The 23928-nt window shown below is 70.4% G+C and carries 19 protein-coding genes; 10 read left to right on the top strand and 9 right to left on the bottom strand.

Going from position 1 to position 23928, the window contains the following annotated elements:
* Positions 1 to 34: 34 nt before the first annotated feature.
* Positions 35 to 1228, bottom strand: coding sequence for an AGE family epimerase/isomerase (locus QQ657_RS49500; protein ID WP_284749412.1), 1194 nt, complete (start codon positions 1226 to 1228; stop codon positions 35 to 37).
* A gap of 166 nt (positions 1229 to 1394) precedes the next feature.
* Between QQ657_RS49500 and QQ657_RS49495 the strand changes: the two genes are divergently transcribed.
* Positions 1395 to 2456 carry a lytic polysaccharide monooxygenase auxiliary activity family 9 protein gene (locus QQ657_RS49495; RefSeq protein ID WP_284749411.1) on the top strand — a complete coding sequence of 354 codons (1062 nt, stop codon included), beginning with the start codon at positions 1395 to 1397 and terminating at the stop codon, positions 2454 to 2456.
* Positions 2457 to 2477: 21 nt separating this feature from the next.
* Here QQ657_RS49495 and QQ657_RS49490 read toward each other — a convergent pair whose 3' ends face one another.
* Positions 2478 to 4058, bottom strand: a complete 1581-nt coding sequence (locus QQ657_RS49490) for a substrate-binding domain-containing protein (RefSeq protein ID WP_284749410.1) — start codon at positions 4056 to 4058, stop codon at positions 2478 to 2480.
* A gap of 137 nt (positions 4059 to 4195) precedes the next feature.
* On the opposite strand from QQ657_RS49490, the gene QQ657_RS49485 reads away from it, so the two are divergent.
* Both QQ657_RS49485 and QQ657_RS49480 read left to right on the top strand, forming a co-directional pair.
* Positions 4196 to 5467 carry an ABC transporter substrate-binding protein gene (locus QQ657_RS49485; RefSeq protein WP_284749409.1) on the top strand — a complete coding sequence of 424 codons (1272 nt, stop codon included), beginning with the start codon at positions 4196 to 4198 and terminating at the stop codon, positions 5465 to 5467.
* A gap of 121 nt (positions 5468 to 5588) precedes the next feature.
* Entirely contained in the window at positions 5589 to 6113 is a 525-nt protein-coding gene (locus tag QQ657_RS49480) for a GNAT family N-acetyltransferase (RefSeq protein WP_284749408.1), read from the top strand.
* Positions 6114 to 6189: 76 nt separating this feature from the next.
* Here the strand turns inward: QQ657_RS49480 and QQ657_RS49475 are convergent, their stop codons facing one another.
* The 4 genes from QQ657_RS49475 to QQ657_RS49460 form a co-directional block, all read right to left on the bottom strand.
* Positions 6190 to 7992, bottom strand: coding sequence for a glycoside hydrolase family 6 protein (locus QQ657_RS49475; protein WP_284749407.1), 1803 nt, complete (start codon positions 7990 to 7992; stop codon positions 6190 to 6192).
* A gap of 26 nt (positions 7993 to 8018) precedes the next feature.
* Entirely contained in the window at positions 8019 to 9536 is a 1518-nt protein-coding gene (locus tag QQ657_RS49470; protein ID WP_284749406.1) for a cellulase family glycosylhydrolase, read from the bottom strand.
* A 10-nt stretch (positions 9537 to 9546) separates the two neighbouring features.
* Positions 9547 to 12492, bottom strand: a complete 2946-nt coding sequence (locus QQ657_RS49465) for a glycoside hydrolase family 48 protein (protein WP_284749405.1) — start codon at positions 12490 to 12492, stop codon at positions 9547 to 9549.
* 494 nt (positions 12493 to 12986) lie between these two features.
* Positions 12987 to 13982: a LacI family DNA-binding transcriptional regulator gene (locus tag QQ657_RS49460; protein WP_284749404.1), complete on the bottom strand. Its 996-nt coding sequence runs from the start codon at positions 13980 to 13982 to the stop codon at positions 12987 to 12989.
* Positions 13983 to 14232: 250 nt separating this feature from the next.
* Between QQ657_RS49460 and QQ657_RS49455 the strand changes: the two genes are divergently transcribed.
* The 6 genes from QQ657_RS49455 to QQ657_RS49430 all read left to right on the top strand — a co-directional run bounded on the left by QQ657_RS49455 (position 14233) and on the right by QQ657_RS49430 (position 21173).
* Positions 14233 to 15534 carry an ABC transporter substrate-binding protein gene (locus QQ657_RS49455; RefSeq protein WP_284749403.1) on the top strand — a complete coding sequence of 434 codons (1302 nt, stop codon included), beginning with the start codon at positions 14233 to 14235 and terminating at the stop codon, positions 15532 to 15534.
* Positions 15535 to 15538: 4 nt separating this feature from the next.
* Complete coding sequence (locus tag QQ657_RS49450) at positions 15539 to 16528, top strand: carbohydrate ABC transporter permease (RefSeq protein ID WP_284749402.1); 990 nt, start codon at positions 15539 to 15541, stop codon at positions 16526 to 16528.
* The gene (locus QQ657_RS49445; RefSeq protein WP_284749401.1) at positions 16525 to 17397 is read left to right on the top strand and encodes a carbohydrate ABC transporter permease; all 873 of its coding nucleotides are present in this window, start codon (positions 16525 to 16527) and stop codon (positions 17395 to 17397) included. Before QQ657_RS49450 ends, QQ657_RS49445 begins: the two co-directional genes overlap by 4 nt.
* Positions 17394 to 18806, top strand: coding sequence for a GH1 family beta-glucosidase (locus tag QQ657_RS49440; RefSeq protein ID WP_284749400.1), 1413 nt, complete (start codon positions 17394 to 17396; stop codon positions 18804 to 18806). Before QQ657_RS49445 ends, QQ657_RS49440 begins: the two co-directional genes overlap by 4 nt.
* A gap of 215 nt (positions 18807 to 19021) precedes the next feature.
* Entirely contained in the window at positions 19022 to 20788 is a 1767-nt protein-coding gene (locus tag QQ657_RS49435) for an IlvD/Edd family dehydratase (RefSeq protein ID WP_284749399.1), read from the top strand.
* 76 nt (positions 20789 to 20864) lie between these two features.
* Complete coding sequence (locus QQ657_RS49430) at positions 20865 to 21173, top strand: DUF3040 domain-containing protein (RefSeq protein ID WP_284749398.1); 309 nt, start codon at positions 20865 to 20867, stop codon at positions 21171 to 21173.
* Between the two features lie 75 nt (positions 21174 to 21248).
* Here QQ657_RS49430 and ku read toward each other — a convergent pair whose 3' ends face one another.
* A complete protein-coding gene (gene ku / locus QQ657_RS49425; RefSeq protein WP_284749397.1) occupies positions 21249 to 22157 on the bottom strand; it encodes a non-homologous end joining protein Ku in 909 nt (302 codons plus the stop codon).
* 126 nt (positions 22158 to 22283) lie between these two features.
* Positions 22284 to 22481 carry a hypothetical protein gene (locus tag QQ657_RS49420; RefSeq protein ID WP_284749396.1) on the bottom strand — a complete coding sequence of 66 codons (198 nt, stop codon included), beginning with the start codon at positions 22479 to 22481 and terminating at the stop codon, positions 22284 to 22286.
* A gap of 189 nt (positions 22482 to 22670) precedes the next feature.
* Here QQ657_RS49420 and QQ657_RS49415 point away from each other — a divergent pair, with 189 nt between their 5' ends.
* Complete coding sequence (locus QQ657_RS49415; RefSeq protein ID WP_284749395.1) at positions 22671 to 22880, top strand: hypothetical protein; 210 nt, start codon at positions 22671 to 22673, stop codon at positions 22878 to 22880.
* A 113-nt stretch (positions 22881 to 22993) separates the two neighbouring features.
* On the opposite strand, the gene QQ657_RS49410 is transcribed toward QQ657_RS49415, so the two are convergent.
* A complete protein-coding gene (locus QQ657_RS49410; RefSeq protein ID WP_284749394.1) occupies positions 22994 to 23725 on the bottom strand; it encodes a GAF and ANTAR domain-containing protein in 732 nt (243 codons plus the stop codon).
* Between the last annotated feature and the right edge of the window lie 203 nt (positions 23726 to 23928).

Raw genomic sequence — 23928 nt, 5'->3', positions numbered from 1 at the left:
GGTTCTCCTCGTCGGAAGGGGGTTCTCGCGGAGTCTAGCCGCGGGTGATCAACGCGCCGGCGAACGACGCCGCGGGTGGCAACGCGGGCAGGAGCGTCGCCTGGTAGGCGTGGTAGATGTCCGGTTTACCCGCCCAGACTGCCGAAGCGGGGCGGTTCTCCGGGTCCAGCTCGTGGTGCCACGAGCCGAGCTCGCGGTCGACGAAGCACGCGTCGGCGTGAGCGCACCACTCCCGGAACCGGTCGAGGTAGGCCGTCTCGCCGGTCTCCTGGTGCAGTGTCCACGCGGCGGCGATCGCCTCGGCCACGACCCAGTGCAGGCGGGTGCGCACGACCGGCGTCCCGGCGAAGTCGGTGGTGTAGACGAAGCCCGGGCGGCCGTCGACGGCCCAGCCGTGGCGGACCGCGGTCGCGAACAGCGCTTCCGCGTCCGGTACCAGCCACTCCGGTGCGCCTGGTCCGAGCGCGCGCCCGAGGTGCACGGCCAGCCGCGCCCATTCGAAGAGGTGGCCGATGGTGGCGCCGAACGGCCGGAAGGGGTGGGCGGGCTCGTCCCGGTTGCGCTCGAGCTCGACGTGCCAGCCCGCGTCGTAGTGTTCCGGCAGCAACCAGCCGTGGGCACGGGCTTCACCGTGCACCAGGTGGTCCACAATGGACAGCGCGCGCGTGGCCCAGACCCGGTCGCCGGTGACGTCGGCCGCGGCCAGGAACGCCTCGACCGTGTGCATGTTGGCGTTGGCCCCGCGGTAGTCCTCGAGCTCGGTCCAGCCGCGGTCCCAGACGTCGGCGACGCGGCCAGGGCCCGGTTCCCAGAACCGGCGTTCGACGACGTCGAGGGCCTCGGCCAGCAGCGGTTCCGCACCCTCGGCGCCGGCGGCGACCGCGCTCGCGGCCGCCAAGACGACGAAGGCGTGCTCGTAGGCGCGCTTCTCTGACAACGTTGTCGTCGCGTACCAGCCACCGTGGTCCGGATCGCGAAGCGGGCCGGTCAGCGCCGAGACGCCGTGTGCGACCTGCTCCCCCGCGTCCACGCCCTGCAGCGACGCCAGCGCGAAGACGTGCGTCATCCGGCAGGTGATCCAGGTTTCGACCGGCCGGTCGAGGACCGGGCGCCCGGCGTCGTCGAGCCAGGCGAAGCCGCCGGCCGGGTGGGCTGCGCGGGCGGCGAAGCCGAGCAGGCGGGCGGGTTCGGCGCGCACCCAGGCGGGAACCGATGACGGACTGTCCACTCTCTGCCCTTCTCCACGGCCGGCCCGGTGATCGGCTCCCCTCGCCAAGGTAGGCCACGGCGCCGCCGGTCGTCACCGCGGGATTCCGGAAGCGACCACCACCGCGTATCCTGATCGTGAGAGCGCTCCCAGTCTTCGACGCACGCTACCCGACGAAGGGACAGACGTGACCAGGAGACGAAGTACGATCCTCGCCGCCGTCACCGTGTTGCTGGCGAGCCTGACGGCGATCCTGCTGAACACCGGCACGGCCGAAGCGCACGGCGCCTTGATGAAGCCGGGCAGCCGGACGTTCCTGTGCTGGCAGGACGGGCTCAGCTCGACCGGCCAGATCATCCCGCAGAACCCGGCCTGCTCGGCCGCGGTGACCACCAGCGGCGCCAACTCGCTGTACAACTGGTTCGCCGTGCTGCGCTCCGACGGCGCCGGCCGCACGCGCGGCTTCATCCCGGACGGCAAGCTGTGCTCCGGCGGCAACCCGGGCTACGCCGGCTTCGACCAGGTCGGCGACTGGCCGCTGACCCACCTCACCGCCGGGGCCTCGTTCGACTTCTCCTACAACGCGTGGGCCGCGCACCCGGGCTGGTTCTACACGTACGTGACGAAGGACGGCTGGGACCCGTCGTCGCCGCTCACCTGGGACTCGCTGGAGGACCAGCCGTTCCTGACCGTGGACCACCCGGCGGTGACCGGCCAGGTCGGCACGGTGGACGGGCAGTACAAGTGGACCGGCGCGCTGCCGGCGAACAAGTCCGGGCGGCACATCATCTATTCGGTGTGGAAGCGCTCCGACAGCGCCGAGACGTTCTACGGCTGCTCCGACGTCACGTTCGACGGCGGGCACGGTGAAGTGACCGGCGTGCACCAGCCGGGCAGCCCGACGACCACGCCGACGACCCCCACGAGTCCCCCGCCGACGGGCGGCTCGTGCATGGCGATGTACGAGGTGACGAACGCCTGGAGCGGCGGCTACCAGGCCACGGTGACGGTGATGAACCACGGCACCACGGCGTACAGCGGCTGGCAGGTGGGCTGGACGCTGCCGTCGGGCCAGACGATCGGCAGCATCTGGAACGGCACGCTGAGCCAGTCCGGTTCAGTGGTGACGGTCCGCAACGCCGGCTGGAACGGCGCCGTCGCGCCCGACGGGACGACGACGTTCGGCCTGGTGGTGAACGCGGCGGGGACGAACCCGGCCCAGCCGTCGCCGACCTGCCAGGGCACCTGAGGGGTCGGCAGCACCGGCCCGTCAGCGGGCGGGGCCGGTGCTGCCGCGGGTGATCAGCCGCGGCCGCGAGGCCCAGACGTCCCCGACCTCTTCGCCGGCGATGAGGTCCCGCAGCATCGACGCGGCGAGCCCGCCGAGCTCGGGCAGCGGACGCCGGATGGCGGAGAGGGCCGGGCGGACGAGGTGGCAGAGCACGGAGTCGTCCCAGGAGACGACGGAGAGATCCCCGGGCACGGCCAACCCCAGTTCCCGCGCGGCAACGAGCGCGGCGACGGCGAGGACATCGGTGTCGCAGAGGAGGGCGGTGGGCCGCGGGTGGGAGGTCAGGATTTGGCGGACGGCATCGGCCGAGGGTTCGACGCGGACGGCGGCGGCTTGGCGGGTGCGGTTTCCTGAACCGGGGGCGGGAAGAGCGCTGCGGAGATCCCTGCGGCCGCTTTGATTCCGCGCCCCGGTCGGCTGCGCACTGCCGCGGTCCCCGGAGCCAACTCCGAAACCGGTGGTCGGCTGCGCACTGCCGCGATCCCCGGAGCCACCGGAGCCGACTCCGAAACCTGCAGTCGGCCGCGCACCGCCACGATCCCCGAAACCACCGGAGCCGGCAGTCGGCCGCGCACTGCCGCGATCCGCGGAACCACCTGGCCGGACGCCAAATCCTGCAGCCGGATCCGCACCGCCACGATCCCCAGAGCTACCAGAGGGGACTCCGAAGCTGGTGGCCGGCCCCGCACCGCCGCGATCCCCCGAGCCACCGGAGCCGACTCCGAAACCTGCAGCCGGAGCCGCGCCGAAAAGCCCGCCGCGCTCCCGCCGGGCGGCGGCCTGCGGGCCGTCGGTGCCTGCGGTCGGGAACCCGGCCCGTCCGGCGCTCTCACCCGAGCCGCCGCGATCGTCGGCGCCCGCGGTCGGCCGCGCGGCCGGCCCGGCGTCCGCACCTCGGCCACCTCCGCGATTCGCAGCGCTCGCGTCGGGGAGCTCGGCGCCCCGGTGGTCTCCGATACCGCCCACCAACCCCAGCCGCCGGGCCTCGGTCGTGAATGCCTCCGCCCGCTCCCCCTCCTCCGCGAACGCCGCCGCTCCCGGGATCCGGACCACGCGCCGATGTCCCAGCGCCGCCAGGTACTCCAGGGCCTCGGCGGCGCCTGCCGTGTCGTCCACCCGGACCGAGGGCACGCCCGGGAGCCCGCCCGGGCCGCCGAGGACCACCGCCGGCAGGCCGATCCGGACCAGCTCCGCCGCGCAGTCCGGGTCCGTCAGCAGCACCCCGTCCACCTTCCGCTCCGCGCGCCAGCGCCGGTAGACCGCCAGCACCGCGTCGCGGCTGGTGGCGACCTGGACCACGAGCTCCGGCGAGAACCCGTCGAGCAGGGCCGGGACGACCAGTTCGGACGGTCCGTCGAGCACCAGCCCGATCGCCCCTGCCCGGCCGCCGGACAGGGCGCGCGCCGTGCTGCTCGGCGACCACCCCAGCTCCCGCGCGATCCGCGTGATCCGGTGCCGGGTCGCCTCCGACACGCCCGGGCGGCCGTTGAGCGCGTAGGACACCGCGCCCTTGGACACGCCGGCCTCCCGGGCGATGTCGGTGATCGTCGGACGCTTCATCGCATTCCTTCCCCGCACGAAAGCGTGTCCGCCCGGACACCCGCCGTCGCGCACCTTGACACCCGGCGGTCCCGGAAACAACACTCCGTCCGGGAGCGCTCCCAACCACGAGGGCGTGAGCCCTGGAGGGGGAGCGCATGAGGCTGATCCGAAGACGGCTGGCCTTCGTCGTCGCCGTCGTCCTGCTGGTCCTGACCGGCGGCTGCGGCCCGAGCACGCCCGAGCGCATCACGCTCACCCTGGCGACGTTCGGCGAGTTCGGCTACGACGACCTGATCCCCGGGTACCGGTTCACCCACCCCGGGATCGACGTCCGCCAGGTGAAGACCGACCAAGGCGGCCCCTACCACCAGGACCTGCTGGGCAAGCTCCAAAGCGGACAGGGCCTCGCGGACGTCCAGGCCGTCGAGGAGGGCCACCTCTCCGACGTCCTCGCGCAGTCCGCGAAGTTCGCCGACCTGGGCGAGATCGGCCCCGCCGACGTGAAACCGGGCCGGTGGCTGGAGTGGAAGTACGAGGCCGGGCGCAGCAAGGACGGCAAGCTCATCGGCTACGGCACGGACATCGGCCCGCTCGCGATGTGCTACCGCAAGGACCTCCTCGAGGCGGCCGGGCTGCCGACCGACCCCGGTTCGGTCAAGACGATGTTCGCGAACTGGGACAGCTACTTCAAGGCCGGCGAGAAGTACGTCAAGCGCTCGAAGGGCAAGGCCTGGTTCGACTCCGCGGCGCAGAACTTCAACGCCATGGTCAACCAGCTCCCGGTCGGCTACCTCGACCGCGAAGACCATTCGACGCTCGAGACGAACACCGCGCTCCGGGGCGCCTGGGACCAGGTCACCACCGCCGTGAAGCAAGGACAGTCGGCCGGGCTCACCGCCTTCGCCGAGGACGGCAACACCGGCCTGCGCCTCGGCGCCTTCGCGACGAAGGTCTGTCCTTCGTGGATGCTCGGCGTCATCGAGCAGCAGGCCGGGCTCGGCAACGCCGGCAAGTGGGCGATCACCGACGCGTTCCCGGACGGCGGCGGCAACTGGGGCGGCTCCTACCTCACCGTGCCGGCCGCGAGCGAGCACCCGAAGGAAGCCGCCGCGCTCGCCGCCTGGCTGACCTCGCCGGAGCAGCAGCTGCACGCGTTCCGGGTGAGCGGCAACTTCCCCAGCCAGGTCGACGCCTTCACCTCGCCCGACCTGCTCAGCGAGATGAACGGCTACTTCGGCGGCGCGCTGGCCGGGCAGGTCTTCGTCGCGCAGGCCCAGAAGGTCGGCAAGCCGCAGTACAAGGGACCGGGCGACGGCAAGATCCAGGAGACGGTGGTCGCGCCCGCGCTCAAGGCGGTCGAGGGCGGCGCCGACCCGGCCGCCGTCTGGCAGCAGGTGCTGATCGGGGTGCACCGGGTGGTGCCGTGACCCCGCGGGCGGGTTTTCTTCGGGGAAGCACACCCGGCGAGCTCCTGTCGATGGTCCGGACACAGTGGACCGGCGGCGAAACCCGGTCGCGTTCCCTTTCCCCGTCCGGCACCCTGGCCTGGTGACGACTCCCGACCTCACGCCGCTCTCCGGCCATTCCGTGCGCCACCCCGGCCCAGAGGACCATCTGCCCGTGCTCGCCGTCCTCGACTCCTGGTGGGGCGGGCTCGGCGGCGACGAAGGCTCCCGGCAGCGGGCCCTGCTCCTCCCGAAGCTGATGTTCCAGCACTTCACCGGCAGCAGCTTCCTGGTGACCGGCGACGACCGGATCGTCGCGTTCCTGATCGGGTTCCTCTCACCGTCCCGGCCGGCGGAAAGTTACATCCACTTCGTCGGAGTCGACCCCGACGAACGAGGCAAGGGTCTCGGCGCCGCCCTGTACGAGCGTTTCTTCGCCTACAGCCGCGCCCACGGCCGGAGCACCGTCCGCGCCATCACGTCCCCGGTCAACAAGGCGTCGCACGCCTTCCACACCCGGATGGGCTTCGTCACCGAAGCCGGGCCGAAGGAGTTCGACGGACTTCCGGTCCAGCCCGACTACGACGGGCCGGGGCTGGACCGGCTGTCCTTCCGGAAGGACCTCTAGCCTTCCTTCGCTCGTACGCAAGGTGGAGACCCGGGCCGGACGGCGGCTGCGCGGCACCGCCCGGCCCGGGAGCCGATCACTGCACCGGCGGGTAGGCGTTCTGGACCAGCTCTTCGAACTGGGCCTGGAACCACTTGCCGGACAGCGGCGAGTTCGGCAGGGCGCCGGTCAGGTTGCCGCCGTTGGCCTGGTCGCTGCCGTGGTAGGTCGGGTCGCACATCCGGTCGAAGCCCTTGCCCTCGTCGTTCGGGATCTGCGAGCTCGCGCCGTCGGACTCACCCGGCGGCTTGATCCAGACGTAGGCGTCGAAGTGCGCCGCGGGCGACGCGGTGGGCCGCAGGCCGAGCCCGGCCCCGCTCTGGTTGCACCAGTTGCCGCGGTGCAGCCGCCGGTCGATCCGGCCGGAGTTCACGTAGCTGTCCACGGTGGACCCCGACGCGCTGCCGGGCCGGGCCGAGCCGCCCCAGCCGTTGCGGGAGGTGTCGACCAGCATGCCGATGCCGCTCGGCAGGCCCGCGGAGACGAACGCGTTGTACATCGCCGTGGCGAACGGCACCTCGGCGAAGTACGGGTTCCACTGGTAGAACGTCGCCGACCGCAGGGGCTGGCCACCGACGTTGAGGTTCGAGTCCGGCAGGTTCGGCTCGGTCAGCGGCGTGTAGTTCGCCGTGTCGCTGATGAAGCCGTCGATGCTGTTCACCCCGGCCGTCGTGCCCTGCAGCGTCTGCTTGACCAGGTTGACGAACGGGCCGAAGTTGCTGTCCCAGCCCAGCCACGCCGAGTGCGCGATGTCCAGGTAGTTGTAGACGTTGGAAATCGCGTGCAGCTTGTTCAGCGCGTACTGGATGCCCTGGGTGTAGGCCCCGGTGGACTGCGCTTCGGCGCACTTGGCCGTCGCGGTGTTGGTGATCAGGTTGGGCAGCGAGTCCGGTTCGACGACGGCCACGACCCGCAGTGGCGCGTACTTCGAGTCCGACAGGATCGAGGCGATCGGGTCGATGTACTCGCTCTTGTACCGGGCCAGGCCGCCCGAGCCGGCCTGCAGCTCACCGTTGGACGCCAGCGCCGCGCAGTCGCGGTTCGGCAGGTCGTAGACGACGATCTGGATCGTCACCGGCGTGCCGCCGCTCTGCTGGGCCAGCGCCGCGTCGAGGTGCCCGCGCAGGCCGCGCGCGCTCGACGTGCCCTCGATCGCCGCGATCCGGTCCAGCCACACGGCCGTGGACGTGTTCGCCACCTTGGCCATCTGGGAGCCGAGCGTCCCGCCCTTGGCCGCGGCGGCCGCGGTCACCGAGGCCGACCAGTCCGGGTTCACGTACCCCTTCGCGCCGGAGTACGGGTTGTCGACGTGGGTTCCCGGCGTCGGCGTGGTCGTCACCGTGGTGGGCGTCGTCGGGGTGGTGGGGGTCGTCGGGGTCGTGGGGGTGGTGGTCGTGCCGCCCGTGCTGCCGTCGCAGACGACGCCGTTGAGCGTGAACGACGTCGGGGCGGCGTTCGACCCCGAGTACTGGCCGTTGAAGCCGAGGCTCGCGGTGGCGTTCGTCCCCAGCGTGGCGCCCCAGGACGGGTTCTTCGCGCTGACGTGCTTGCCGGTCTGGCTGAACGTCGCGCTCCAGCCCTGCTGGACCTGCTGGTTGCCGCCGAAGTCCCACTGGAGGTCCCAGCCGGACGTGATCGGATCACCCAGGTTGGTCACCGTGATGTTCGCGGTGAACCCGGGCTCGTACAAGTTGGTCGCGTAGGTGACCTTGCAGCCGGAGGCGGCGACCGCCGGGCTGCCGCCCGCCACCAGCAGCCCTGCGACGACCGCGGCGGCCGTCACCGAGGAAGCCGCGGCGAGCCGCACCTTCCTCTTCGGGGACCAGAAATCACTCCTCATCGAGTGTGCTCCTTCGTGTTGTCGGGTCAGGCGCTGCAGGGGGTGGAACCGATGGCGAAGCCGCTCGGGTTGCCGGTCGAGGCGCCGGTCGCCTGGAAGCCGATCGACGTCGAGGCGCCGCCGGCGAGGTCGGGCGCCCACGACGGCGCCTTGGCGCTCGCCTGCTGCCCGGACTGCGTGACGGTGGCGCCCCACCCGCCGGTGATCTGCGTCCCGGACGGCACGGTCCAGCCCAGCGCCCAGGTCTTCAGCGGCGTGGTACCGGTGTTCTTGAGCGTGACGGAGGCGACGAAGCCGCCCTGCCACGTGTTGTCGACGTGGTAGGTGACCCCGCAGCTCACCGCGGGCGGCGGGTCCGTCGTCCCGCCACCGCCACCGACCGGCGGGATCAGGTACGGCTGGAGGATTGCTTGCTTGGCCTGGTTGACCGTGGTCCAGTCGTCGTTGAGGATGCCGCCGGTGTCGCCGGAGTTCGGGTTCCACGACCAGTACGTGAAGCTCATCCCGGTCGGGCCCGTCCCCGCGTACTTCATCAGTTCCTGCAGCCAGGTCTTGTCACGCGGGTCGGCGAGCGTGCTGCCGAACTCGCCGAGCAGCACCGGCGCGATGTTCTGCTTCTGCAGGTAGCCGAAGAAGTGGTCCCACAGCGCCGGCAGGTTCGCCGGGAACGACGGGTCGGAGAACCACGGCTGCGCGAACACCGACGTCGCGTACTCGTGGGCCGAGTAGACGAGCTTGTCCGGTTTGGACAGCCGCACCGGGAACTGGCGGGCGCCGGAGAGGTTGCCGCCCCACCAGCCGCACTGCGGGTCGCCGGTGCCGCTGACGCAGTCGACGCCCTCGACGATGACGAGCCAGTCCGGATTGGCGGACAGGACGGCGTTGCCGCCGCGTTCGGCGGCGAGGCGCCAGTCGGTCGCGGTGTCGCCGCAGCCCCAGCACGCGCCGCCGCCACCCTGGATGGAGTGCGGCTCGTTGTGCAGGTCGGCGCCGATCACCGTGGTGTTGCCCTTGTAGTGCTGGGCGAGCATCGTCCAGTCGGACAGCCAGCGGCTCTCCGGGTAGGCGCTGGTGTACCAGAGGGGGGACTGCGCGCCGGAGTCCGGCCGGTGCTGGTCGAGGATCACGCGCATGCCCTTGGTCCCGGCGTAGGCGATGATCTTGTCGAGCACCTGGAGCCCGGAAAGCCCTTGCAGGTCCGGGTTCTGGACGGCGTCGATGCTGTTCGGCTTGACGCCGGAGTCGAAGAGCTGGTTGGAATAGGGCAGCCGCAGCGTGTTGTAGCCGAGGCTCGCCATCTGGTCGAGCATGTCCTTGTAGTTGCGGCTCCACAGGCCGTGCGGCGAGTAGTTGCCGGTTTCGGCGCCGAACCAGTTGACGCCGGTCATCCGGACAGGGGCACCGGTCGCGTCGACGAGCTGGGAGCCCGACGCGTGCCAGTACCCCGTGCCGGTGCCGGAAGCCGCGGCCGCGGTGGCCGGGGACGCCGTGAGAACGGCGCCCCCGACCAGTGCGGCGACCGCGAGGGCGAGCAGTCGCTTCATCGAGTGCCTTTCAGCCGAACAGGGCGACGTGCGCGGCGAACGCCGTGGCGATCTCCGACTGCGCCCAGAACCGGTGGTAGGTGAACGTCGGTGCGGCGCCACCGTCCAGGTAGGACTGGACCTTCGGCCACTGCGGGTCGCTCTTGTAGAAGGAGCGGATCGAGGTGAACGTCGAGCTGGAGCTGATCGCGTCGCCGTTCGGCATCGTGCCGGTCCACCCGGTGGGCACGTACAGGCCCTGGTCGGTGGTGGCGTTGTAGGCGTCGTCGAACCGGTTGTAGTCCGTCCGGGTCTCCGGCACCGCGATGCCCTTGCTGTCGGTGTTCGCCGAGAGCGCCGTGAGCAGCTGCTCCCCCACGCTCTTCGCCTGGGCGTTGCTCGACCCCGACGCGTAGTAGAGCAGCGTCTTGGCCAGCGAGGCCGCGACCCCGACATCGTTGCTGTAGTTCTTCACCGTGACGTGCAGGCTCGTGTTCGAGCCCGGGCTGGTGGCGTTCCAGGTGTCCGGCGCACCGCTCCAGGTGAGGTCGGCCGGGATCTGGAAGCTCCCGCCGGAGCCGACCGTGGTGTTCGCGATCGCCCACGGGACCCACTTGTCGAGGATCTTCTTCGCGCGGGCGTCGCCGGTCGCCTGGTAGTACTCGGCGATGCGTTCCATGCCCCAGGTCTGGAAGCCGAACCACTGGTTGCTCGGCGGGTCGTGCCAGACCGGCTGCTGGTCGTAGAACATTCCGTAGAACGTCGGCGTGCCGGACGGCGGGGTGCCGTACTGGCCTTCCCAGCTGTTGGTCGCGCCGCCGGCGAGCCCGCCTTCGGACGACTGCAGCCACTGCAGGAACTCCATCTGCCGGCCGAGGCTGGTCGCCCAGTCGCTCGCCCCGGTGGCCGAGGTGACCTTCAGCCCCGGGTCGGTCGACAGCGCGTACGCGGCGAGGGGGTTCTGGTAGCCCTGGTGGGCCGCCCCGTCGCCGATGCGCCACGCCCACGCGCTCGACGAGTCCATCGACCCGCCCCAGGCGTAGTACCAGGAAACGAGGTAGTGCTCGCTGTCCTTGCCGGTGCCGGCCGCGCAGCTCGACGCGCCGACGCAGTTGCCGATCTTCTTGAAGTACTTGTCGAACAGCGAGTACCGGAGGTAGTCGCCCATCTTCGACGCCTTCTTCACGACGGCCGCGACGTCCGAGCTCTTGCCCTGCGCGGCCGCCCACTTCTCGGCCTGGAAGGCCACCTGCACGGCGCGGGCGTCCGCGTCGGGCGCGTCGGTGTACTTCCACTGCTTCGCGTACGACGAGTCGCCGGTGAACAGGTCGAGGTACCCGTTCTTGCCGCCGAACTTCAGGACGTCGCAGCTGGGCTGGGTGACCGTCTCCCAGACCGACTCCTGCGAACCGCGCTGGAAGGTGTTGATGAACGCCGGCGCGGTGTTCGTGCCGTCTTCGCAGTGGCCGAACTTGTAGATGTTGTCGACGTCGAGCAGCCAGTGCATGCCGTAGACGTCCGCCGAGCCGTAGGCCGCCTTCAGCTCCGCCGCGATCGGGTCGGCGCCGACGGACACGCCGGACTGCAGCTGCGACGGGTAGGACTTCGGGCTCGGGTACTCGGCCGCGTAGGTGGCGGGCTTGCTCGCGTTGTAGCCGGAGTTGCCCGGCTGGTCGGCCGCCGACGGGATCGCGTACGTCTCGATCGACGTCCAGGCCTGGTTGAACAGCGACCAGTCACCGGTGATCCGCCCGTAGGACGCTTCCAGCCACAGGTAGTAGCTGAACGCCTCCGACGTCGTCTCGTGGCCGTGGTCCGGCGCCTCGACGATCAGCGTCTCGATCGAGTGGTAGGGCACCAGGATGTTCCCGAACTTGCGGAAGTAGCCGTTGTTCGGATCCTTGATCTTGTTGTACTGGGTCAGGAACGCGAGTTCGTAGTCCGAAGTGGACGACGAGATCTCGTTCACCGTCACCGTGGCCGCGGTGTAGCCGCTGCTGCTCGCGGTGAAGGTCGCGCTGCCCAGCGCTCCCCCGTTGTCGGCGCTCTTCACGGTGACGTTCTGCGGAGTGCTCCAGTTCGTCGACGTGAAGGTGAGCGTCGCCGGAGTCGCGGTCAGGTCCGTGCTGCCCGCGGTGCGGGCGACGCCGACGGTGACCGAACCGGTGGGCGCGCCGGCGAGGGTGACGGCGAACGTGGCCGTCCCGCCCTGCTTGACCTGCGCGGTCGCCGGCGCCGCGACGATCGTGGGTCCGGAAAGGACCTTCACGCTCACCGGGCTCGACGTCGTGGCCGCGTTCTTGTTGTCGTAGGCCTTGGCCGTGATCGAGTAGGTCCCGGCCGGCACGTTCGCCCAGCTGCCTTCGAACGGCGAGGCCGTGTCGGTGGCCAGGAGCGTGTCGCCGGCGTAGAACTCGACCTTGCTCACCGTGCCGTCGCTGTCGGCGGCGGTGGCGGCGAGCGGGATCGTGGCCGGGGCGTAGTAGGTGCCGGACGACGCCGGCGACGTCAGGCTGACGGTGGGGGCCTTGTTGGCGCCGGTGCACGCGGTGCCGTTGACGGAGAAGTCGGTGGGCGGGCGGTTGGCGGAGCCCTTCGAGCCGTTGAAGCCGAAGCTGGTGCTCGCCCCGGTGTCGAGGTGGCCGTTGTAGGAGAGGTTCGTGGCAGTGACCGCGGCGCCGCTCTGGGCGAAGGTGGCGCTCCAGCCCTGCTGGACCTTCTGGCCGTCGAGGAACGTCCAGCCGACCTTCCAGCTGTCGAGGGCCGCACCGTCGTTGCGCAGCGAGACGTTGGCGGTGAACCCGGTGTCCCAGTCGTTGGTGGTGTAGGTGACGGTGCAGGCGACGTCGGCGGCGAGCGCCGACGAGGGGACGACCAGCGCGGCGGTGAACGCGACCACGGCCGAAGCCAGGGCCAGCGCGCGGCCGCGTAACCAGCGCGTTCGGCGCACACGGCGCCATCGGGGAGAGGAACGCATGGCTTCGGAACTCCTTTGTCCGTAGGGAGCCAGCGATCTGGGAGCGCTTCCAGGCGCAGACGGTAGCCAGCCGGAAACGTGGATGTAAAGAATCGAGTCAGAAGGACACCGCGGGCGAAGACGTCACATTTGCGCGCCCGGCGAACAAGGACCCGCTGAACACTCCTGAACAGCCGCGGCCGATGGTCGCCCCATCACTCGAACGGCCCAGCGAGTCGGTCACACAGCGTACTAAGGAAACGCTGTTTAGCGCCGAAGGCATGCACCTCAGGCGGGATCGCTCCCAGCCACCGGCGCCCGCGGTCGTGTCGACCCTTCAATCACGCGAGTCGACTCTCCAATCACGCGTGTCGGCTCCCCGATCACGCGAGCCGACCCTCCAGGCACGCGAGCCGACCCTCCGGGTACGCGAGTTCGCCGGCCGGGCCCGTGCAGCAAGGGTCGACACGCGTGATCAGGAGGTCGACACGCGTGATTGGAGGGTCGACACGGGGTCAGCTCGAGGCGCGGACCGCCAGGGAGACCGGGAGGATCTGCTGGCGCGGCTTGAGGCTCTGGTCGTCGAGCAGCTGGAGCATCGTCTCGACCATCGCGTGGATCTGCTCGCGCGGGTCCTGGTGGACCGACGTCAGGGGCGGGTCCATCGCCGGGGCCAGCGTCGCGTTGTCGTCGAAGCTGACCACCGCGACGTCCTCGGGGATGCGGCGGTTCGCCGCGTCGAGGGTGCGCAGCGCGCCCACCGCCATCATGTCGCTCGCGACGAACACCGCGTCGAGGTCCGGGTGGCGGGTCAGCAGCGCGGACATCGCGTTCGCGCCGCCGGACAGCGTGAAGTCGGCCTCTTCGGCCAGGTCGGCGGGGTCGAGCCCGGCGTCAAGGAGGGTCTTGCGCCAGCCGGCGAGCCGGTCGATCGGGGCGCTCTGGTCCTGCGGCCCGGCGATGGTGCCGATCCGCCGCCGCCCGGCCGCGACCAGGTGCTCGACCGCGAGCCGGGCGCCGCCCTCGTTGTCGAAGTCGACCACGTGCACGCCGCGGCGGATGCCGGCCGCCTGGCCGCCGAACACCACCGGGATGCGCAGCAGCCGCAGCGCCTTGGGCAGCGGGTCGGCCCGGTGCGGCGCGAACACCAGCGCGCCGTCGACGTGCCCGCCTTCGAGGAACCGGACGGTCCGGCTCAGGTCTTCGCGGATGTCGCTGAAGATCAGCACCATCTGCCGGCCGACGTCGGCGAGCTCGCGGTAGCCGGCGCGCATGACGGCGGCGCGGTACGGGTCGTCGAGCAGCCGGGACTCCGGCTCCGACAGCACCACCGCGACGGCCCCGGTGCGGCGGGTGACCAGCGAACGGGCCGCCTGGTTGGGGGAATAGCCCAGGTCACGGGCCGCGGCGTGGACCTTCTCGCGTGCCGCCGCGCTGACGTACGCGTCGTCGTTCAGCGCGCGCGACGCCGTCGACCGCGACACGCCGGCGAACGCCGCGACGTCCTCCAACGTCGGCCGCTCTTCATCCCCTGCTCGAGGCCCCACGCCTACCGCCCTCGCTCCCACGACCACCCTGACGTCGACAGCTTAACCGGCACTCCCGCACGCGGTCCGGGAGCGCTCCTCGCAGGAAACGCTCCGGTTACGACCCCTTGACACCGGTGAAGCCCCCAACCAGACTCTGCGACACCTGGGAGCGCTCCCAGTCGGGCTCCCAGCAGTGAGAGCGCTCATTCCCGTCAACAAGGTGGTTGAACACGTGAGAACGATCCGGAACGGCCTGGTCCTCGCACTGGGCATCACGATGACGGCGCTCGGCGCCACGGCCTGTGGCAGCGGCGGTGACGAAACCCCGCCGGCAGCGGCCCCGAACGAGCACGTGGACCTGACGCTGTCGACGTTCACCGAGTTCGGCTACGAGGCGCTCATCCCGGAGTACGAGCGGCTGCACCCCAACATCAAGATCACCCACCGCAAGACCGGCCAGGGCGGCCCCTACCACGAGGAACTCGTCACCAAGATGGCCGCGGGCTCGGGCCTCGCCGACGTGACGGCGCTCGAAGAGGGCCACCTGTCGGACTTCCTCGACAAGGGCTCCAAGTTCAACGACCTGAGCAAGATCGGTCCGGCCGACGCCTCCCCCGACCGCTGGCTGAACTGGAAGTACGAAGCCGCCAAGACCAAGGACGGCAAGCTGATCGGCTACGGGACCGACATCGGCCCGCTCGCCATGTGCTACCGCAAGGACATGTTCCAGGCCGCGGGCCTGCCGACCGACCCCGAAGCCGTGAAGCCGCTGTTCGCCACCTGGGACAGCTACTTCGCCGCCGGCGCCGACTACGTCTCCAAGTCCAAGGGCAAGGCCTGGTTCGACTCGGCCGCGCAGAACTTCAACGCCATGGTCAACCAGCTCCCCCAGGGCTACATCGGCAGCGACGACAAGCTGGCCGTCGAGAACAACCAGGGCATCAAGGACGCCTGGACCAAGGTCACCGACGCCGTCGCCAAGGGCGAGTCGGCCAAGCTCACCGCGTTCAGCAACGAGTGGAACACCGGCTTCAAGCAGGGCGCGTTCGCCACGAAGGTGTGCCCCGCCTGGATGCTCGGCGTGATCAAGGAGCAGGCGGGCCCGGAGAACGCGAACAAGTGGGCCGTCACCGCGGCCTTCCCCGGCGGCGGCGGCAACTGGGGCGGCTCGTACCTGACCGTGCCGACGCAGTCGAAGCACCCGAAGGAAGCCGCCGAGCTCGCGGCCTGGCTGACCGCCCCGGAGCAGCAGATCAAGGCGTTCCAGGCCAAGGGCACCTTCCCGAGCCAGGTCAAGGCGCTGACGGACCCCGCGCTGCTGAGCAAGACCGATGACTACTTCGGCGGCACGAAGGTCGGCGAGCTGTTCGCCGAGCAGGCCAAGAAGGTCCAGAAGCCGCAGTACAAGGGCCCGGGCGACGGCCAGATCCAGGAGAACGCGTCCAGCCCGGCCCTGCAGGCGGTCGAACAGGGCAAGTCGGCGGCGGACGGCTGGAACCAGATGGTCGAAGCCGCGAAGAAGATCACGCGCTGAGCAGATGACCGTCATCGACAAGATCGCGCCGGAAGGGAGCAAGGCCGGGGAGCGGGTGTCTCCCCGGCCCACCTTCCGTCACCGGTTGAGCCGGTGGGACGTCAAGGTCTCGCCGTACCTCTACATCGCGCCGTTCTTCATCCTCTTCGGGATCGTCGGGCTGTTCCCGCTGCTCTACACCGCGTACGTTTCGCTGTTCAAGTGGGAAGCCGGCAGCGACGACCCCGACTTCATCGGCCTCGACAACTTCAAGGAGCTCTTCGCCGACGCGCAGTTCTGGAACGCGCTGACGAACACGATCAGCATCTTCCTGCTTTCCAGCATCCCGCAGCTCATCATCGCGATGATGCTGGCGGCGCTGCTCGGGGCCCGGCTGCGCGGCGCGACGGGCTGGCGGGTGGGCATCCTGCTGCCGTACGCGGCCAGCCTCGTCGCCATCGGCATCATCTTCGCCAACCTCTTCGGCCCGAAGTACGGGCTGATCAACGGCGTGCTGCAGACCATCGGGCTGGACCCGGTCGACTGGCAGGCCAGCCGGTTCGGCAGCCACGTCGCGATCGCGATCATGGTGAACTGGCGCTGGACCGGCTACAACGCCCTGATCGTGCTGGCGGCCATGCAGGCCATCCCCAAGGAGCTGCACGAGGCGGCACTGATCGACGGCGCGGGCACGTGGCGCCGCTTCTTCAACGTCACGCTGCCGCTGCTGAAGCCGACGCTGATCTTCGTCACCATCACCTCGACGATCGGCGGCCTGCAGATCTTCACCGAGCCGAAGCTGTTCGACGCCATGCCCGGGTCGAACAACGGCGGCTCCACCAACCAGTTCCAGACCGTGACGCTGTACCTCTACCAGACGGCGTTCCAGAACGCCGATCTCGGCTACGCCTCGGCGATCGCCTGGGTGCTGTTCCTGATCATCGTGCTCATCGCGCTGGTGAACTTCTTCCTCACCGGCCGGCTGGCGCGCACCCCGGCGGTGAAGAAGAAATGACGACACTCCGCAGTGACATTCGAAAAGCGGGACTGCGACGGCGGGTCGCCACGCTCGGCAAGCCGCGCAAGGCGACCTACATCGTGCTGGCGATCTTCGTGCTCGGGTCGCTGTTCCCGTTCTACTGGTCGTTCCTGGTGGCCAGCCGCGACAACGGGATGCTCACCGAGCGCATCCCGCCGTTCGTGCCCGGTGGCAACTTCTTCGCCAACGCGGCGCGGGTGTTCGACACCGTGCCGTTCTGGAAGGCGCTGGCCAACAGCGTGATCGTGTCCGGCACGGTGACCCTGACGACGGTGCTGTTCTCCTCGCTGGCCGGGTTCGCCTTCGCGAAACTGCGGTTCCGGGGACGCGACAAGCTGTTCGTGTTCATCGTCGTCACGCTCGCGGTGCCCACCCAGCTCGGCATCATCCCGCTGTTCATCGCGATGTCCGAACTGGGCTGGACGGGGACCCTGACGGCGGTGATCGTGCCCAACCTCGTCACCGCGTTCGGCGTGTTCTGGATGCGGCAGTACACAGTGGACGCTCTGCCGTACGAGCTGATCGAGGCCGCGCGCGTCGACGGCTGCAGCATGATCCGGATCTTCTGGAACGTCTGCCTGCCCGCGGTCCGCCCGGCCGCGGCGATCCTCGCGATGTTCACGTTCATGATGTCCTGGAACGACTTCCTGTGGCCGCTGGTGGTCCTGGACGCGGGCAACCCGACCGTCCAGGTCGCACTGGAGAAGCTCCAGAGCGGCTACTACGTCGACTATTCGCTGGTGCTGGCCGGCACGACCCTGGCCACCATCCCGATCCTCATCGTCTTCGTCCTCCTCGGCCGCCAGATCGTGGCCGGGATCATGCAAGGTGCCGTGAAAGGGTGAACATGTCCGTACATCCCGACAGCGTTCGGGCGGAGACAGCGCTGATGTTCCCGCCCGGCTTCGTCTGGGGCGCCGCCACCGCGGCGTTCCAGGTGGAAGGAGCGACCAAGGCCGACGGTCGCACGGACTCGGTCTGGGACGTCTTCGCACGCCGTCCGGGCGCGGTCGTGGGCGGCGACACCGGCGACCCGGCCGCCGACCACTACCGCCGGTATTCCGAGGACGTCGACCTGATGCGCCGGCTCGGCCTCGGCGCCTACCGGTTCTCGCTGGCCTGGCCGCGGGTGCGGCCGGACGGCGGCGCCCCCAACGCGGCCGGGCTCGCGTTCTACGACCGGCTGGTCGACTCCCTCCTGGAGGCCGGGATCCAGCCGTGGGCCACGCTCTACCACTGGGACCTGCCCCAGACGCTGGAGGAGCAGGGCGGCTGGACGTCGCGGGACACCGCGTACCGGTTCGCCGAGTACGCCGAGACGGTGCTGGAGCGCCTCGGCGACCGCGTCGCCAGCTGGTCGACGCTGAACGAGCCGTGGTGCGCGGCGATGCTCGGCTACGCGGGCGGCATCCACGCGCCCGGCCGCACCGACCACCCGGCCGCCGTCGCCGCCACGCACCACCTGCTGCTGGGGCACGGGCTGGCGATGGACGTCATCCGCCGGCACGCCCCGGGGATCCCGGCCGGGATCACGCTCAACCTCTACCCCGTCGTGCCGCACGACCCGGCGAACGTCTCCGACGTCTCCGCGGCCCGGCGGATCGACGGCCTGCAGAACCGGTTGTTCCTCGACCCGGTGCTGCGCGGCGGCTACCCGGACGACCTGGTCACCGACCTCGAGCCGTTCGGGCTGGGCGACGTCGTCGAGCCGGAGGACAGCGCGATCATCGCGGCGCACGTCGACTGGCTGGGCGTGAACTACTACCGCGACTACCGCGTCGCGGGGCGCCCGGTGCCGGGCAGCGAGCCGGCGGGCCCGGAGTGGGTCGGCGCGGGCGACGTCCACTTCGTCCCGGACCCGGCGGCCCCCCGCACGGACTCCGGCTGGGAGGTCCAGCCGGCCGGGCTGACCGAGTCGCTGCTGCAGGTCCACCGCGGCTACCGCCGGGTGCCGCTGTACATCACGGAGAACGGCGCGGCCTACCCGGACGTCGTCTCCGAGGGCGGTGACATCGTCGACACCGACCGCGTGGCGTTCCTGGACTCCCACCTCCGGGCGGCGCACGACGCGCTGGCGGCGGGCGTCGACCTGCGCGGGTACTTCTACTGGTCGCTGCTCGACAACTTCGAGTGGGCGGAGGGGTACGCGAAGCGGTTCGGGCTGGTCCACGTCGACTACGCGACCCAGGTCCGGACGCTGAAGCGGAGTGCGCAGTGGTACTCCCGGGTGATCGGGCTGAACGGCCTCGGCTGACGTCCCGGTCCGGGCAGGCCACCGGCGCGGGTGGCCTGCCCCGGGCTCCCGGCCGGGCCCGAGGGATCCGGGCCCGGCCACCGACGTCTTGAATGAGTCATTCAGGACCTCCGAAGACCTGAATGACTCATTCAAGACGTTGCGGGGCGAGGAAGCCGGCGGGCGTGCATTCCGCGACCGGCCATCAGGGGCGCGGGTGAGGCAGACTGGCCGGTATGGGACTGCGCAGCGAAGCTTGGTTCAACAACCCCGCCGACCCCGGGATGACCGCGCTCTACCTCGAGCGGTACATGAACTGGGGTCTCACCCGCGAAGAGCTGCAGTCCGGCCGGCCGATCATCGGCATCGCGCAGACCGGCTCCGACCTGTCCCCCTGCAACCGGCACCACCTGCAGCTCGCCGACCGCACCCGCGAAGGAATCCGCGAGGCCGGCGGGATCGCCATCGAGTTCCCGGTGCACCCCATCCAGGAGACCGGCAAGCGCCCGACCGCCGCCCTGGACCGCAACCTCGCCTACCTCGGCCTGGTCGAGACGCTCTACGGCTACCCCATCGACGGCGTCGTCCTCACCACCGGCTGCGACAAGACCACTCCCGCGTGCCTGATGGCCGCCGGCACCGTCGACATCCCGGCCATCGTGCTGTCCGGCGGTCCGATGCTCAACGGCTGGTACAACGGCGAGCGCACCGGGTCCGGGACCATCGTCTGGAAGGCCCGCGAACTGCTCGCCGCCGGGGAGATCGACGACGCGGGGTTCATGGAGCTGGTCGCGTCGTCCGCGCCGTCGCCCGGGCACTGCAACACCATGGGCACCGCCTCCACGATGAACGCGCTCGCCGAAGCGCTCGGGATGAGCCTGCCCGGCTGCGCGGCCATCCCGGCACCGCACCGCGACCGGGCGCGGATGGCCTACCGCACCGGGCTGCGGATCGTCGAGATGGTGCGCGAAGACCTCAAACCGTCGGACATCCTGACGCGCGAGGCGTTCGAGAACGCCATCGTGGTGAGCTCGGCGATCGGCGGCTCGACCAACGCGCCCATCCACATCGGCGCGATCGCCCGGCACGTCGGCGTCGACCTGCCCCTCGATGACTGGCAGCGGCTCGGCCATCACGTCCCGCTGCTGGTCGACCTCCAGCCGGCCGGGAAGTACCTCGGCGAGGAGTTCCACCGCGCGGGCGGCGTCCCGGCGGTGGTGCACGAACTGATGCGGCACGGGCTCGTCCACGAGGACGCGCGCACGGTCAACGGCCACACGCTCGGCGACAACTGCCGCGCCGCCGAGGCCGGCGACCGCGACGTCATCCGCACGTTCGGCACGGCCCTCACCGAAGACGCCGGGTTCCTCGTCTTCAAGGGCAACCTGTTCGACGCGGCGATCATGAAGTCGAGCGTGATCTCGCCGGAGTTCCGGCGCCGCTACCTGGCCGGCGGTGTCTACGAGGGCACCGCGGTCGTGTTCGACGGCCCCGAGGACTACCACGCCCGCATCGACGACCCGGACCTCGGCGCCGACGAGCACTCGCTGCTCGTCATGCGCGGCACCGGGCCGCTCGGCTACCCGGGCGCGGCCGAAGTCGTGAACATGCGGCCGCCGGCGGCGCTGATCAAGCAGGGGATCCGCGAGCTCCCGTGCCTCGGCGACGGCCGCCAGTCCGGGACGTCCGGATCGCCGTCGATCCTCAACGCCTCCCCCGAAGCCGCGGCGGGCGGCGGGCTCGCCGTGCTGCGGACCGGCGACCGGGTGCGGATCGACCTGGCCGCCGGTACCGCGAACGTGCTCATCCCGGACGAAGAACTCGCGCTGCGGCACAAGGAGCTGGCAGAGTCGGGCGGGTATCCGGTCCCCGACGCGCAGACGCCGTGGCAGGAGATCCAGCGGTCGATGGTCGACCAGCTCTGCGACGGCATGGTGCTGCGGCCGGCGGTGGCGTACCAGCGGATCGCGCGGACGAAGGGCATCCCCCGCGATAACCACTGACCTTCACGGAAAAGTGCCGCTTCGGATGGGAGCGGAACGGGTACCACTCAGACAGCCCGAGGCGAGGAGGCCCACCATGCTGCCGGATCGCGAACGCCACGTGCTGCGCGAAATCGAGCTGGAATTGCAGGCGAGCGACCCCGCGTTCGCCGCCGCGTTCGCCGGCCGCACGCAGCGCGAAGCCCAGCGGTGGAACCTGCTGCTCGTGCTGTGCGACGTGACCGCGGTCGTCATGCTGGTCGTCGGCCTGTTCGCCCGCGACGCCGGGCTCGTGCTCTGGGGCACGGTCGGCGCCGGCGCGCTCGTGGCGTGGCACATCGCCCGCGCCGAGACGGCCCGCAAGCCCGCTCCCGACGGCACGACTCCGGCCGCCGACTCGCACTGAGCCGGCCGGGCCGGTCCCCATTCGTCTACTGTGGACAGCCGGCGGCGGAACTCCACCCGGGTGAAATCCCGTCGCTCACGACGCCTTCAGCGCCTTCTCCAGCTGGGCGCGCGTCATCTTCGAACGGCCCTTCACGCCTTGCTCGCGGGCCAGCTTGTCCAAGTCGGCCTTCGACAGGTCGGCCAGGTCCTTCTTCTTGCCGCCGCCCTTGCGGTTCTTCACGCTGCGTGACAGCGCCTCGAACAAGTCGACGACGTCGGCCGAGGGCTCCGGCTCCTCTTCGTGGGCGATCTCCTTGCCCTGTTCCTTGGCCTTGATCAGCTTCTCGACGCGCTCGGAGTACTCGTCGCGGTAGTCGCCGGGCTTCCACGGCGCCGTCATCTCGTCGACGAGCGCCAGCGCCATGTCGAGCTCCTTGGGCCGCGGCTTCGGCAGGCTGGGCAGCCCGCCCATGACGTCCTTCGGCTTCCGCAGGTCCGCGACGAAGTGCAGGGTGTTGAGCACCATGACGTCCTCGCCGGCACGGATCGCGCAGAGGTACTCCTTGCCGCGCAGCACGAACTTCGCGACGCCGGCCTTCTCGCTGCGGTCCATCGCCTGCAGCAGCAGGCCGTACGCCTTGGCGAAGTCCTCTTTCGCCGGCTTGAGCCAGTACGTGCGATCGAAGAACCACGGGTCGATCTCGCCGAGCCCGACGAACTGCTCGATGTCGATCCGCCGGGACCGCTCGGGGGCGATTTCGTCGAGTTCGTCGGGCTCGACGAGCACGTGGTCGCCGCCGCCGAGGTCGTAGCCCTTGACGATCTCGTCCCGGGTGACCTCGTCGCCGGTCCGCTCGTTGACCTTGCGGTTGCGGATCCGGTCCGACGTCCCGCGTTCGAACTGGTGGAAGTGGATCGTGTGGTCCGCCACCGCCGGGTACAGCTCCACCGGAACGGTGACCAGCCCCAGGCTCAGCGCGCCGCTCCACACCGGTCTGGCCATGTCTCGACCTCCTCACCGGCAGCGATACCCGCGTGACCGGTGCGCGAAACGCGGGTCGTAGCGGAGGGTGACGCGCCGGAGCCCACCGGACCGGGTGGTCTCGGCGGGCTCCGGATGAGTCGTGCGTCAGGCGACTTCGCTGCTGCGGCCGCCGGACCGGTGCAGGCCCAGCATGTCGAGCAGCTGCGCGCAGTCTTCGGAGTCCTTCGCGTTCGCCGCGACGGCCAAGGCCGCCTTGCGCCGGGTCGCGGCTTGCGCCGGCGTGTCCCCGCCCTCGAGCAGGAGGTCCGCCACCGGTCGCAGGTCGTTCCGCTTGTCTCGCATGTTCGCTCCCCTCCGGCAATCCCCGGTCATCCCTTTCACCGGCCGGTTACCCGACCTCATCCCACCAAACACAAGAGGCACCGAAGGGGTTCCCGGAGACAATCAACGCTAGGCCGAACGAGTGAATTCACCGGGTTCTGACCGGGGAACCGGCAAGGTATGTGAGACCCACGTCACACAGGAGGCCGGATGGGCACCCAGCTCCGCATCAGCCGCGAGGACGGATCGCTGCCCTGCGAAGTCTGTGGCTTCCCGACGTTGCACGTGGCCCAGGTCGTGGCCGACGACGGGACCGTGCTCGGCCGGACGCTGGTCTGCACGACGTGCCAGCTCGGCAGACACCGGCCCGACCCGGTGACGGAGACCGAGGCACCACCCGACGAGGTCCCGACCAGCTAGCCGTACCCGCAGAGTCGGCTCACGTACCCACAGAGTCGGCTCGCGTACCCAGAGGGTCGGTTCACGAGCCGACCGTCCAGGTACGCGAGCCGACCGGCTGGGTACGCGGGCGGTCACGCTTTCGTGGTCGCGACCGCCTCCACGAACTCCGCGGCCACCTCGTGCAGCTTCCGGTTGCCGTCCTGGGAACGCTTCACCAGCCGCTGGAACGCCTCCTCCGCGGTGATCCGGTGCGCGGCCATGAGGATCCCCTTGGCCTGGTCGATCACCGCGCGCGTCTCGAGCGCGCGGTTCAGCTGGTCGATCAGCTCGCGGGCCGCGAAGTACCGGCGCGCGCTGCGCAGGCCGAACACCACCGTCGCCGTGTACAGCTCGAGGATCTTCGTGCTCAGCTCGCTGAAGCCGTGCTCGCCGAAGCCGAACAGGTTCACCGCGCCGGACATGTCGCCGTCCACGGTCAGCGGCGCGGCCAGGAAGCTCGCCACGCCCAGCTGCTCGGCCTTCGACACGAACTGCGGCCACACGTCGCCCACGGCCCCGACGCCGACGCGCACCGGCTGCCCGGTCTCGGCCGCGCGCAGGCACGGGCCGTCCCCGATCCGGTACTGCTCGCGATCGAAGTTCACCGCCCGCTGGTCGGTGCTGGCCACCGTCTCCGGCAGGCCTTCGCGCACCAGGGTGATGCTCGCCATGTCGGCCACCGGCACCACCTGCACCACGTGGTCGCAGACCGCCTGCAGCATCTGGCCGAGGTCGAGCTCCGAGTCCAGCATCGAGGTGAGCGATTCCATCGCTACCGTGACTTCGTCCAACCGCGCGGTGAGCCGCTCATCCCCGCCCGTCATCCTGGTGACGCCCCTCTTCTCGGTTCTCAGGGCGCTCTCAACCAGGGAGGACCCGGGCGCGCGCCACTAGTGGGCCGCTAGCGCTTTAACGGGTCCAGCGCGAGATTACTGCATCCCGATCGGCACGGGCACAAGCGGTCACCGCCCCGGCGGGCCATCCGTCCATTCGGAGCAACGACGGTTGCGGGTGGCTCGCACACGGT

Source organism: Amycolatopsis ponsaeliensis (assembly GCF_030182635.1).
Classification (GTDB): domain Bacteria; phylum Actinomycetota; class Actinomycetes; order Mycobacteriales; family Pseudonocardiaceae; genus Amycolatopsis; species Amycolatopsis ponsaeliensis.
Note: the sequence above shows the minus strand (reverse complement) of the source record. Positions and strands in the feature narration are given on the sequence as shown.